General features: G+C 54.8%; 12 protein-coding genes. 7 read left to right on the plus strand and 5 right to left on the minus strand.

The window, feature by feature from the left end; all coding sequences use genetic code 11:
* Nucleotides 1-9: 9 nt before the first annotated feature.
* Nucleotides 10-744 (plus strand): DNA repair protein RecO, encoded by a 735-nt coding sequence (gene recO, locus RYZ27_RS08885; RefSeq protein WP_406679138.1) that lies wholly within the window; start codon nucleotides 10-12, stop codon nucleotides 742-744.
* 105 nt (nucleotides 745-849) lie between these two features.
* The gene (locus tag RYZ27_RS08890) at nucleotides 850-1047 is read left to right on the plus strand and encodes a hypothetical protein (RefSeq protein ID WP_406679139.1); all 198 of its coding nucleotides are present in this window, start codon (nucleotides 850-852) and stop codon (nucleotides 1045-1047) included.
* A 3-nt stretch (nucleotides 1048-1050) separates the two neighbouring features.
* Here the strand turns inward: RYZ27_RS08890 and RYZ27_RS08895 are convergent, their stop codons facing one another.
* On the minus strand, nucleotides 1051-1755 hold the full coding sequence (locus RYZ27_RS08895) for an extensin family protein (protein WP_406679140.1): 705 nt from the start codon (nucleotides 1753-1755) through the stop codon (nucleotides 1051-1053).
* 91 nt (nucleotides 1756-1846) lie between these two features.
* On the opposite strand from RYZ27_RS08895, the gene parC reads away from it, so the two are divergent.
* Nucleotides 1847-4087 (plus strand): DNA topoisomerase IV subunit A, encoded by a 2241-nt coding sequence (gene parC, locus RYZ27_RS08900; RefSeq protein WP_406679141.1) that lies wholly within the window; start codon nucleotides 1847-1849, stop codon nucleotides 4085-4087.
* Here the strand turns inward: parC and RYZ27_RS08905 are convergent, their stop codons facing one another.
* The 4 genes from RYZ27_RS08905 to RYZ27_RS08920 form a co-directional block, all read right to left on the minus strand.
* Nucleotides 4088-4456 carry a hypothetical protein gene (locus RYZ27_RS08905; RefSeq protein ID WP_406679142.1) on the minus strand — a complete coding sequence of 123 codons (369 nt, stop codon included), beginning with the start codon at nucleotides 4454-4456 and terminating at the stop codon, nucleotides 4088-4090.
* The gene (locus RYZ27_RS08910; RefSeq protein WP_406679143.1) at nucleotides 4453-6147 is read right to left on the minus strand and encodes a S41 family peptidase; all 1695 of its coding nucleotides are present in this window, start codon (nucleotides 6145-6147) and stop codon (nucleotides 4453-4455) included. Before RYZ27_RS08910 ends, RYZ27_RS08905 begins: the two co-directional genes overlap by 4 nt.
* 117 nt (nucleotides 6148-6264) lie before the next feature.
* A complete protein-coding gene (locus RYZ27_RS08915) occupies nucleotides 6265-7389 on the minus strand; it encodes a M14-type cytosolic carboxypeptidase (protein WP_406679144.1) in 1125 nt (374 codons plus the stop codon).
* An 11-nt stretch (nucleotides 7390-7400) separates the two neighbouring features.
* On the minus strand, nucleotides 7401-8702 hold the full coding sequence (locus tag RYZ27_RS08920) for an NADH:flavin oxidoreductase/NADH oxidase family protein (RefSeq protein ID WP_406679145.1): 1302 nt from the start codon (nucleotides 8700-8702) through the stop codon (nucleotides 7401-7403).
* Nucleotides 8703-8794: 92 nt separating this feature from the next.
* Between RYZ27_RS08920 and parE the strand changes: the two genes are divergently transcribed.
* From parE to RYZ27_RS08940, 4 genes are all read left to right on the plus strand, one after another.
* Nucleotides 8795-10768: a DNA topoisomerase IV subunit B gene (gene parE, locus RYZ27_RS08925; RefSeq protein WP_406679146.1), complete on the plus strand. Its 1974-nt coding sequence runs from the start codon at nucleotides 8795-8797 to the stop codon at nucleotides 10766-10768.
* Nucleotides 10769-10869: 101 nt separating this feature from the next.
* A complete protein-coding gene (locus tag RYZ27_RS08930; protein ID WP_406679147.1) occupies nucleotides 10870-11250 on the plus strand; it encodes a DUF805 domain-containing protein in 381 nt (126 codons plus the stop codon).
* A 413-nt stretch (nucleotides 11251-11663) separates the two neighbouring features.
* Entirely contained in the window at nucleotides 11664-12773 is a 1110-nt protein-coding gene (locus RYZ27_RS08935; protein WP_406679148.1) for a Re/Si-specific NAD(P)(+) transhydrogenase subunit alpha, read from the plus strand.
* Between the two features lie 20 nt (nucleotides 12774-12793).
* The gene (locus RYZ27_RS08940; RefSeq protein WP_406679149.1) at nucleotides 12794-13156 is read left to right on the plus strand and encodes a proton-translocating transhydrogenase family protein; all 363 of its coding nucleotides are present in this window, start codon (nucleotides 12794-12796) and stop codon (nucleotides 13154-13156) included.
* Nucleotide 13157: the final 1 nt, after the last annotated feature.

Consider the following 13157-nt stretch of genomic DNA (forward strand, 5'->3'; position numbering starts at 1 on the left):
GCTTCTCTGATGCAATGGCGCGACGAGGCATTGATCCTTGGCGGGCGGCGATTTGGGGAAAGCGGCCTGATCCTTGAAGTTCTCACGGCAACGAAAGGCCGCCAGTCCGGTCTTGTCTATGGCGGGGCCAGCCGCAAGAAACGCCCACAATTTGAGCCTGGCAACACCGTTACGCTAAGTTGGACCGGGCGGTTGGAAGAACAGCTTGGCCGCTTTGATGTTGCCGAAGTCACTGTCAGTCGTGCCGCCCGCTTCCTCGATCAACCTGAAGCGCTCGCAGCGATTAGTGCCGTCACCAGCCTGCTGCGCGGCGCGTTGGATGAGGGTGATAAGGATGGCTCCGCCCTGTTCGCGCCGACCGCTCTATTTCTGGATATGTTGGATCAGGAGACCGTCTGGCCGACACTCTACTGTCGGTGGGAACTGGGCCTTCTTAGTGCGCTTGGCTTTGGCCTCGACCTCGATCGTTGCGCCCTGTCCGGCGCCAATGATGGTTTAACCCATGTCTCACCCAAAACCGGGCGCGCCGTGCGGGGGTCGGAAGCGGCTGACTATGTTGACCGCCTGTTCCCGCTTCCCCCTTTCCTGCTCGACCCATATGCGCCGCTCGGACCAGAAGACCTCTCAAATGCCCTTGATCTGACGGGATATTTCATTGAGCAACGCCTGTTCGGCACTGTAAACAAGACAACACCAGCGGCCCGAGAGCATGTGGTTCAAAAGCTACGCCGCAAAGCCATTTGACATCGAAAAACGATATTCGACTTGTGTTCAGACACCGCTTCGCACAGTGTGCGCGCGTGTTCAGGGGTGGAGAGACCCATAACCTCTCAGACAAGGGCTGATATAATGAAAACGAAACTTGCAATTGCTGCTGCAGCACTGTCCCTCACCACGCTGGCTGGATGCATCCATGTCAGTGATGATGGCGTGAGCAATCTGGACGAAATCGCCATCAACACTGAAACCGCGCTGCGCGTTTGTGGAGGCGAAGGCACAGTAGCCGAAGTCACGGATGATGGCTTTGAGTGTAAAGACGACGAGTAGCCCCTAACGGCACGTCTCACTTCTGCCCATGTCGAAATGAAAATGATCGGCATGGGCAGCATTATAATCGGGGCCCAGCGTAACTGAGAATAACCGACACGCGCCCTTGTGAACCTTCGACAAATACTCGCCGTTCACACTATCCTCGCGCCAGTGATCCAGAACGCTGATCCGGCGTCCATCCTCCAGTACAAATCCCGCAATATCGATTGCATTGGCATAAGAATGCTCACTACGCGTCCTTGTTCCAGCGATGTTGCGACAGGAAAAACTGCCAAAAGTATCAATTCGGCTGAGCGGACTACCCAATATATCCTCCGCCAATGGCCGAGCGACATGCCGTTCCCACATATGCAACGCGGCAATCTGATGACAGGTCATCCGCAATGGCGCGGCATTGTAAGGTGTCAGCGATTTTTGTAGCACCATGGTCTCACCAAGACTGCATCGCGCTTTTGGGTCGTCTTTTTCAAGGATTGCAACCTCAACCCCTGCTTCCAAGAGCGCTGCCTGGCACAAACCCGCGTTATATTTGAGGTCCGTCAGCTTATTGTAAGTCGCCATGCCGATCGGATCGGCAAGATTGAGCGGCTTGAACGGATTATGCTGAACCGGCAGCCAACGATAAAACCCATAGCCCAGAAGCCCAATAAACAGGGTCATCGCAATGATCAGTCCAATCTCCTTGATCTGATACCAGAGCCCCACCTGTTCTCCTTTCCTTAACCAAAAGCCGTTTTCTGTTAACCTCACTCAGGAAAAAGGCGATTCTACGCCACCTGACAGAATGCGGGGCCTTATGTCTGACATTATCGACGAGCCAGAAGACGACCGGATTATCAATGAACCGCTGAGCGAGGCGCTGACCAAGCGCTATCTTGCTTACGCGCTCTCAACCATTACCTCTCGCGCCCTGCCCGATGTCCGTGATGGCCTCAAGCCTGTGCAGCGCCGCATTCTCTATGGCATGCGCGAGCTGAAGCTGAACCCGGATGGCGGCTATCGCAAATGCGCGAAAGTGGTCGGTGAGGTGATGGGTAACTATCACCCACATGGCGACGCTTCGATCTATGACACGATGGTCCGCCTCGCACAGGATTTCTCAGTCCGTTACCCGCTCGTCGACGGGCAAGGGAATTTCGGAAATATCGATGGCGATAGCCCCGCTGCGATGCGTTATACCGAAAGCCGGATGACAGAGGCGGCCAAGCTGCTTCTCGAAGGTCTTGATGAAGACGCCGTCGATTTCAAAGACACCTATGACGAGAATGATCGCGAGCCAGTCGTTCTGCCCGCGGGCTTCCCGAATCTACTCGCCAATGGCGCGACAGGGATCGCGGTTGGCATGGCAACGAGTATTCCACCGCACAATGTCGCTGAGGTGATCGATGCGGCTCTGATGCTGGTCGATAAGAAAACCACCACGACTGAAGAGCTGATGACTGTCTTGCCAGGGCCGGACTTTCCAACCGGCGGTGTGATTGTCGAGCCACAACACTCCATTCTGAATGCCTATGAAACAGGGCGCGGTAGCTTCCGCATGCGCGCCAAGTATACGGTTGAAGACCTCGGGCGTGGCCAATGGCAAATTGTAGTCACGGAAATTCCCTATCAGGTTCAGAAAGGCAAACTGATCGAGAAAATCGCCGAGCTGATTGAGAGCAAGAAAGCGCCTCTGCTCGGTGATGTGCGAGATGAAAGCGCTGAAGACATTCGCCTGATCCTAGAGCCGCGCGCCAAGACGGTTGAGCCGGATGTTCTGATGGAGAGCCTGTTCAAGATCTGTGATCTGGAAACCCGGTTCAGCCTGAACATGAATGTCTTGCACAAGGGCGCACCGCAGGTCATGGGCCTGCGCGATGTCCTGCGGGCTTATCTCGATCACCGCCGCGAAGTTGTGGTGCGCCGCGCACAGTTCCGTCTCGACAAGATCGAAAAGCGCCTGCACCTACTCGATGGCTACCTGATCGCCTATCTCAATATCGACGAAGTGATCCGCATCATCCGCGAGGAAGATGAGCCGAAAGAGGTGATGATCGCTCGCTTCGGGATTACTGAGATCCAGGCCGAAGCCATTCTGAACCTGCGCTTGCGTGCCTTGCGCAAGCTCGAAGAGTTCGAGATCCGCAAGGAACACGAAAATCTCTCTGAAGAGCGTAGCGAAATCATTGCTATGCTTGGTTCTGAAGCCCGTCAGTGGACCAAGGTGAAGAAAGAGCTGCGTGAAGCGCGTAAAGTGTTTGATCCGTCGACAGAACTCGGGCGTCGCCGAGCGGCCTTTGAAATCGCCCCGGAAATTGATGTCGATGCAGCGCTTGAGGCTTCTATGCCGAAAGAGCCGCTCACCGTGGTTCTGTCTACAAAAGGCTGGATCCGCGGCATGAAGGGCCATGGCCTCGACATGGACGGAACGAAATTCAAGGACGGTGATAGCCTCGCCTTCCATGAAGAGGTCTACACAACGGACAAGCTGATCCTGATGGCCAGTGATGGTCGCGCCTTTACGCTAACCTGTGACAAGCTTCCGGGCGGTCGCGGGCACGGCGAACCCATCCGCATTTCCATCGATCTGGAAGACAGCGTCGAGATTGTTGCGATGTTCAAGCTGGATGGCACCCGCAAGCGCCTGATGGCCTCCGATGCCGGATACGGTTTTGTCGTGCAGGAAAGCGAGCTGGAATCTAACCGCAAGGCCGGGAAGTCCGTTGTCACGGTTCCAGATGGCTCGAAACTGCTCGTAACAGACCTTGCCCGCGGGGATCATGTCGCGGTTATCGGTACGAACCGCAAACTGCTAATCTTCCCGCTCGATGAGCTTCCCGAAATGAGCCGCGGTAAGGGTAACAAGCTGCAAAACTATCGCGGCACCGACAAGCTTGGCGACGCGATGGTGTTTGACGGTGAGGATGGCCTGATCGTCACCGACTCAGCTGGCCGTATGCGCGGCTTCACCGAATGGCGCGAGTGGCTCGGGAAACGGGCTCAAGCCGGTAAAGCCGTGATGAAAGGCTTCCCGAAAAGCGGACGCTTCTCAGGCTAGCTAGTCCGCCTTTACAAGGTCGCAGCTCACATCCTGAAGCTGATAATACTCAGACGTCGCGGTTTCGAGCAGCCAGCACCCGCCGCGTTGGCTGTAGACTTGGAAACTGCGCGGAAGCGCGGGATTATTCCCCTCGAGCGGTGTAGAGCGCGGCGGCAGGACACTCAGAACGGTCGCTTGCCCCTTATCAATCGGCCCGAACTCGACTTGCCCTTCACCAAGCGCCTCTGCGACGCTTGCTGAAAGTTTCACGAGCGCCTCATCACTTGTATCGGCAAGTTTTGCTGGCTGCAGACCTTTATCAACCGCCAGACAAGCCGAACAGGTCATCACACAAAGCAGAACGCTTACGGTCAGTCGCTTGATCATTTCTGCCACCTCTCGCGCGGCATCGTCATATCGCGGTTGTTCTCTAGAACACTCTGAACCGGGGTTAAGTCCACAACTTTCACATCCGCCTCAAAGGCCATCTTCTCGCTAACCGGCTTAGGAGACACTTTTGGGGAAGCAGCTGGGCAAACCCCATTCTCCCGATAGGAAAGGGCTGTCGCGAGCATGGCTTCCTGTGGGTCGCCTAACTGACGAGTGTAGTCATCAGCAACAACACACCCACTCGCGCGAACGCCAAATGCCTCGGCTGAATTCCCTGGAATGAAGCCATCGGCAAACTCACCGAAACCTTTATCGTTCACACCCTGAAATTGGATCGTGTAATAGGTCTCGCCACAATTATCCGTTGGATAGAATCCGAACGGCTTACCGCACGTTGTATCACCAATGAGGATGACCTCGACATCAATGCCGCGCAGTCCATTGATCACGGCCTCACTCGCGCTGCATGTCCCACTGGTTGAGAGAATAAATACGCGGTTCAAATCAAGTGTATCAAGCGGGGTCCCTTGCGCGAGCGTGAAGCCCAGGCCCTGATTATAGAATGGGATAGGCTGGTTAAGCTGTCCGGTCACCGGATTGAAATTTCCCGCATCATCATTGAAGCGTAGTAGTTCAAACGTCTTATTATCAGTCGCCGTTGGTCCGGCAATCATATACCCAAGCTGCGCCGCCACAGCGAGCAGACCGCCCCCATTATAACGCAGATCAAGAACAAGGTCGGTGACCCCTTCAGTGTCGAGCGTTGAGATGGCTGTCGCAATCTCTTCCTCAGAACTGAAAGGACTAAAGGTGGTGAAATGGATATAGCCGACCTTACCCGTGGGCGTATCAATCACTTCCGTTGCATTGACGGGCTTGCGGCTGACATTGGCAGCGCTCAGCGTGATGGTCCGCGAGGTGTTGCTGCCCGCATCCTGAACTTCAAATGTATGCGTTTCACCAACTGTATCGGGGAAAAGGCCCGCATTCAGAACAGCGATGTCCGCCTGGCTTGTCGCATTGACCAAATCGACACCGTCAATTTCCAGAATGCGTGTGCCACGCAACAGATTGGTCACTCCGTTAACGCTCTCACTCGCAGGCGACCCTGGCTCTGTATACTGTATGCGATAATCACGCGGGACAGAGGTTGAGAACGCAACAACCCGCGCGCCATAGCTTGGCGATGGGGCTGAATTGCGCTGCTCAAGGAATTCCTCAGTCGATTGGCTGAAATGGAAATCATCCTTATCTTTGCCGGAAGGCGTTTGCGCCGTTGTTCGCAGAACTGCGAAATAATCCGTTCGGCTGTTAAAGCCGCCGGGATCCTGATCTGTGACCTCATCGTTCCAGAGGTAGGTTTCATTCGTCCAGGAGCGGAGCCAGAAAAGCTCTTCAGCGAGTGAGCCCGCCTCATCCGGGAAAGCATTCCCCTCAATGTCCGTTCCAGAGCGCGGCGTTTGACACTGATCTTTAAACTGACTGGCGGCTTCAAAAGTCCCTTGCGTCCAAACTGGGCCAGAAGGTGGGGGTGGCGGAGGAGGCGGGGGAGGAGGAGGTGGTGGTGGTGGCGGAACAACAGCAGCGGCTGTGCTACCGCCACCACCGCCGCCACAGGCACCAAGCAAGGCTAACCCAATTGCTGAAAAGCATACTGCGCCGAGAGTATGAAAAGACTTCTGTTGCATGCGTTTTGTGTCCCACTTTACTATTGCGTCCTAGTCTAGGGGTTTGAGACTAACAAGCATGGCATAGTTGTAAATCCAGATAAGTGTGATTTTTTATTATAATCGCCAGGCTATATATTAGATCGCTTTCAGAAGCGGCTCGATCACATTCGCCCCTAGCCGTTTCGCATGTGCGGGGGACCAGCCAACGCGCGTATCTGGATGGTTCGCATCATCTTTAAACGGCATTTCCAAAGTCATCGCGAGACAATCAAACTCTTGTGCCAATGCATTGGTGCAAATGGTCAGGTTTGCTGTTCCCGGCTTACTGATCGGATAGCCAATTTTGGTCTGAAAGACGCCGCCCGTTGATTGCACATAGTCGTGCTTAAACGCAGCCAACTCAGCTGCCATATCGTCATTCCAGCGCGGTATGCCTTCAGCGCCCGCGATAAAATTGTATGGCAGCGCCTCATCGCCATGAACATCAAGGGCCAGATGGCAGCCTGTTTCCCGCATCTTTTCCAATACCAGAAACACTTCCGGGCTTTTTTCCATTGTCGGGGTCTGCCATTCGCGATTGAGATTCACGCCAGCAGCATTCGTCCGCAAATGCCCACGTGCAGAACCATCCGGGTTCATATTTGGAACAATGCACAGGCTGACCTGATCGAGCAGCTTCAGCGCCATCTCATCAGTTGGGTCCAGCAGACGCTCTAGAAAACCTTCCATCCACCATTCGGCCATGGTTTCACCAGGATGCTGGCGCGCAGTGATCCAGAACACAGGCTTACCACTTTCAATGTCGCCAATCGTGATCAGATCCAGCGGGCGTCCATCAAGCGTCTCCCCCAGAATGCTAACCTTCGCGAGACCACTGCCCTGCGCTCCTGAAATCAGCGCCATGTGCCGTTCTTCGGTGTAAGGGGCAAAGTAAGCCACCCACAGCGTATTGCGGCGCATCTTTGTCTCGATGGTCAGGTGCTTCCCATCATAGCTGGTCGGGACACGCACCCAGTCATTCAGGTCATAAGAGACCACAGCCCGGTAATCATCCCAACCGCCCGTATAGGCCGCGCCACCGGCATTCTCGATGACCATTTTCAGGTCCGTTCCTTCCACGCCGGTTACACGGAAATAGAACCATTGATAGAAGTCAGACTGATGATCCTTGCGAATATCCAGACGAATATTCTGTGGATCAGAGGCCTCTTTGACGATGATATTGCCACCATCGAAGGCGCTGGAAATGTGAAGGGTCATGCAGGGCGTCCTTAATCCAAACCCGCGTGGTAGCGTTTGGCCATCTTCGCGTCGAGACCCTGCATCTTGAGGAATGCAGAGAAAACCCCAAGCTTGCGATTGACCGGCTTACCATCAGCGACCGCATGAAGCTGACTATAGAACCAGGATTGCATCCCGAACCCGTTCAACGCCTTAACCAAGCCAATTGGTGAATTTGGCCCAAACCACCCGGGTCCAATCCGCAGGGTCTTCTCCCATTTCGGTAGCTCCTGTCGCAAACCGCCCAGTAATTGATAAGGCGCATCAATATCGACGCAGAGCGGGCGTCCAAGACCGATCATATCCGCCTCACCCCCCGCCAAAGCCGCGTTCATGCCATCCAGAGTCCGAAAGCCACCTGTGACCATCAAGGGCATATTGGCGATATCCTGAACCTCACGCGCATAATCGAGGAAGTACGCCTCGCGCGCTTTCGTGCTTTCGCGCACGCCTTCCTCAAAGACAGGTTTGAGCCCTTCCATATCCATCATCTTGGGCTGCTCATAATTACCACCCGAAATCTCCACAAAGTCGAGACCAAGACCGTTGAGCATTTCAATAACCGCCATGGAATCGGCTTTAGAGAAGCCGCCTTTCTGGAAGTCAGTCGAGTTCAGTTTTACAGACACGCCAAAACCCGGCCCAGCCTCGGCTTTTGCGGCGCGCACAGCCTCCAACAAGAAGCGCGCACGGTTTTCCAGACTGCCACCCCAGTCGTCTTGGCGTTGATTGGTCAGCGGTGACAGAAACTGGCTGACAAGATAACCGTGCGCCGCATGGATCTGAACGCCATTAAAATCGGCAGTCCGTGCGGCTTTGGCGGCAATGCCATAGCGCTCAATCAAGGTTTTGATCTTATCCCCGGTCAGAGCCTTCGGCGTTCCAAATTGACCGCCGGGCAAATCAACCGACACGGCACTCGGCGCATCCGGAGTTTCATTCACAAGTTTCTGCGTCTGCCGCCCGGCATGGGAGAGCTGCATGATCGCCGCAGCGCCATCCGTTTTGATCGCCTCGGCCCATTTGGCGAGCATGACGGCATGTTCATTCGATGGCGGGCCATCAATCACGACATTTCCCGGCGCCTCAAGGTTACGCCGATCGATCAATACGTTGCCCGTAATATGCATCCCGGCCCCGCCCTGCCCCCAGGCGCGGTAGAGTTTCAGATGGCGATCAGTGACCTCATTGCGTGGATTCGCGAGCCTTTCAGTCATCGCGGCCTTCACTAAACGATTGGGAATTTGCACCCCGGATGGCAAAGTTAATGGGGTGTTAATTGTATTCGTCATGATGGAAGTCCTTGGAATCAGCTCATGAATGGGCTTACGGGGAGGAAGAAACCATTATGGGCGCCGTAAAGCAAACAAACCTATTCGATGACATGACCACTGATCCTTCCTCTCAAGGCTACAGCGCCTCGGACATTGAAGTCCTTGAAGGCCTCGAACCGGTGCGCAAACGCCCAGGCATGTATATCGGCGGCACCGATGAGCGCGCCTACCATCACCTCTTTGCCGAAATCCTCGATAATGCGATGGATGAGGCAACCGCAGGCCATGCCAGCCGGATCGAGGTTTATGTCCGCGCGGATGGCTATGTTGAGGTGACCGATAATGGTCGTGGTATCCCGGTTGGTGAACATCCTAAATATCCGGGCAAGTCAGCGTTGGAAGTGATCTTCACCGTGCTCCACGCTGGCGGAAAGTTCTCCGGCAAAGCCTATGCGACCGCTGGCGGTCTGCACGGGGTTGGCTCCTCCGTCGTAAACGCGCTTTCGGAACGGCTCGAAGTCGAAGTCGCTCGCGATAAGAAGCTCTATTTCCAGGCCTTTGAGCGTGGCCACGTTATGGGCCAGATCGAGCTGAAAGGTGCAGCGCCGAACCGTCGCGGAACCACCGTTCGCTTCAAACCCGATATTGAAATCTTCGGCGAGAAACTCCGTTTCAAACCTGCCCGCCTATTCCAGATGACGCGTTCCAAAGCGTATCTCTATCGCGGCGTAGAAGTGCGCTGGAAGTGTGACGCAGAGCTTCTGCCTGAGGACTCCAAGGTTCCGGCTGAAAAAGTCCTGTCCTATCCAAATGGTCTGGCGGACCAGTTGGACGAGGTCTTCAAAGGCAAGGCCACGATCACCGAGCAACACTTTTCTGGTCTGGTTGAAACCGAAGACGGCAAAGTTGAGTGGGCCATCGCCTGGACCGCCGCCGGATTTGGCGAAAGCGACGGTTTCTCACGCTCTTACTGTAATACGATCCCAACCCCAGACGGCGGTACGCATGAGGCAGGCTTCCGCGCCGCGATCACAAAAGCGGTACGCAACTATGCAGAGCTGACAGGCCAGAAAAAAGGCACTTCGATCACGGCAGATGACATTATGGGCCATTCTGGCCTCTTGCTCTCTGTCTTCATCCGCAACCCTGAATTTGTCGGTCAGACCAAGGACAAGCTCTCAACCACAGCAGCCTTCCGTCTGGTTGAAAACGCTGTACGGGATCGCTTCGACCACTGGCTCGCCGCCTCACCAAAGGAAGCAGACAAGCTTCTCGTCTGGGCGATTGAGCGCGCTGATGAGCGGGCCAAGCGCCGTAAAGCGAAAGAGATTTCCCGAAAGTCTGCAACCAAGAAGTTGCGTCTTCCCGGTAAACTCGCTGATTGTTCCAACCCTGGTCCTGAAGGGACTGAAATCTTCTTCGTTGAGGGCGACTCAGCGGGTGGTTCAGCCAAGCAGGCCCGTGACCGTAAGACTCAGGCAATCCACCCCCTGCGTGGTAAAATCCTGAACGTGGCCTCGGCCACTGCAGAGAAGATGCACGCCAATCAGGAACTCTCAGACGTCCTGCTGGCGCTGGGTGTTGGTACAGGGTCACGCTTCAACGTTGATGACCTGCGTTATGAGAAGATCATCATCATGACCGATGCTGACGTGGATGGGGCCCATATCGCGGCGCTGTTGATCACGTTCTTCTTCAAGACGATGCCGGGCCTGATTGAAAGCGGTCGCCTTTATATGGCAATGCCACCGCTTTACAGACTATCCAACCGTAAAGGAAAATCTGTCTATGCGATGGATGAAGAGGACAAGGACCGCTTGATGGAAAGCGAGTTCAAGCCGAATGAAAAAATCGAGCTTGGGCGCTTTAAGGGTCTGGGTGAAATGAACCCGTCTCAGCTTAAAGAAACAACGATGGACCCGGCGACACGCATTCTAGCTCGGATCACGCTTCCAGACAGCATTGACGAGCTGACAGAGGCTAAACCTGCTGAGCTGATCGAGACCCTGATGGGTAAAAAAGCCGAGCATCGCTTCCGCTTTATTCAGGAAAATGCGCACTTCGCGGACGATCTTGATATTTAGAAGCTGGATGAAAATCTCGGGGCAGTTTCTGCATCCCCTTATCAGTGTTGTCATGATCAAGAGATAAAGTAACATCGGTCGACACACAGAGGGAGAATGAGATGGATTTTAATCCAAACTTTGCGATCGAGATTACGAAGAAAAACATCCTGGAACGCTACTGGGATCCGGATGGGCGCGAAACACGCAAACCCTTTTGGCATTTCTTTGCCGTCATCTTCGCCGTGAATATAATCGTTTCGGTCATCGGGTCGATATTAGGGATCATCCCCCTTATCGGCGGCCTATTATCATTACTTTTGTCGCTCGCGACGCTCGTTCTGATCCCGCCAACACTCAGCGCTGGCATTCGGCGTGTACACGACAATGGTCTGCCATGGTGGCATGCTATTATTCCATTATGGAATCTCTGGCAGTTCGCCCAGCCTGGTCAAACTGAAAGCAATGATTATGGGCCTGCACCGACACCAGCGGGAACTTAAAAGCGAAAGATTTCTTCTGCGTTCACCTTCCGTTAGGCACGACTCATGCTTAGTTGACTGTATCTGATCCTCGCGTGGGACAGATTTGTTCAACAACTGAAAGGAGGTGATCCAATGTCAAGTGAGAAACCAGGTAAGGCGAATGAATTCGTTTGTGTTGGATATCTCGTGGAGCAGCCTCTGCGAGCCATCTAAACAGGCACGACAGCCCTGTTGAACGCTGTCAGAATTCAAGAGCTAAACCGGCTCACGAAAGCCGCCTCTTCTTTGCTCAAGAGGCGGCTTTTTTGTGCATAGGTATCCTATGACCTTACGGCAATTCTATTTCACGAGCTTGTGAAAATGAGCAAACTATTTCCTTCATTTAGCTTTTCTTATTGCGCCGCAGCATAATTGTACCTTAATACGAAAGCATGAGACTTTCGATACTCAAGGAAATGGCTATGGGGGAAACCCGTGTGGCCGCCACTCCTGACACCGTTAAAAAGCTTACTGACCTTGGCCATGAGGTCACCATAGAGGCCGGGGCTGGCATCGCTGCGGGGTATATTGATACTGCGTATGAAGCCGCAGGGGCCAAGCTCCTCAAGACACCAGCCAGTGTCGTCAAAGGGGCTGACCTTATCCTGTGCGTGCACCTGCCAGCAGCCAGCAAACTGCCCAAAGGAAGCACCGTTCTTGGCTTGCTGGACCCGTTTAAGCTGGACGCTGCGCCGCTCAATGCCAAGGCAATTACGACCCTGGCGATGGAATTCACCCCCCGGATCAGTCGTGCCCAGAGTATGGATGCGCTCTCCAGTCAATCGAACCTCGGCGGTTATCGCGCAGTTATTGAAGGCGCACAGATCTATGGCCGCGCGATGCCAATGATGATGACCGCCGCGGGTACAGTCGCCCCGGCTCGCGTCTTCGTCATGGGCGCGGGTGTTGCAGGTCTGCAGGCGATTGCGACCGCGCGGCGTCTCGGCGCGATTGTAACCGCCACCGATGTTCGCCCCGCCGCCAAGGAACAGGTGGCGTCCCTCGGCGCAAAATTCATTGCGGTCGAGGATGATGAGTTTGCCGCTGCTGAAACGGCCGGCGGCTATGCCAAATTCATGTCCGAAGAGTATCAAGCCAAGCAAGCTGTTCTGATCGCTGAGCATATCGCCAAGCAGGATATTGTTGTCACCACGGCGCTTATCCCCGGAAGGCCAGCGCCTGTCCTCGTTAGCGAGGAGATGATCAAGACGATGCGGCCGGGCTCAGTAATTGTCGATATGGCCGTCGCGCAGGGTGGAAACTGCCCACTTTCTGAGGCCGATCAGATCGTCGATGTCGATGGGGTTAAGATCGCGGGCTTCTCGAATCTCCCTGCGCGTCTGCCCGCTGATTCCAGCGCGCTCTACGCTAAGAACCTACTGGCCTTCCTGCCCCTGATCACGGCCGAAGACGGGGCGCTGAACCTCGATACGGAAGATGAAATCGTTACTGCCATGTTGCTCACGCGCGATGGCCAAACCGTCAATGAAAGGCTTTCCTGATGAAATCCATACTTTGTCTTATGAGCCTTGTTGCCATTAGCCTGCCTGCCCATGCGGTGGGCGTGGCTGACATTCACCCGTCCGTCTTTCTCGCCGGGATTTTCGTTTTGGCCTGCTTCGTGGGTTATTATGTCGTCTGGAGCGTAACCCCGGCCCTGCACACGCCATTGATGTCGGTGACCAACGCGATCTCTGCCGTTGTCGTCGTTGGCGCAATCATTGCCGCCGCTGCAACCGCTGCAGGGGCAGCAGCCGCCAGCAATGATGTCTGGGTCGCGCGCTGGCTCGGCGCGGGCGCTGTCTTCCTGGCATCGGTCAACATTTTTGGCGGCTTTCTGGTCACCCGCCGCATGCTGGCCATGTACAAGAAGAAGGAGCGATAGG

Origin of the sequence: Hyphomonas sp. FCG-A18 (assembly GCF_045287255.1) — a bacterium.
In the GTDB taxonomy this organism is placed as follows: Bacteria; Pseudomonadota; Alphaproteobacteria; order Caulobacterales; family Hyphomonadaceae; genus Henriciella.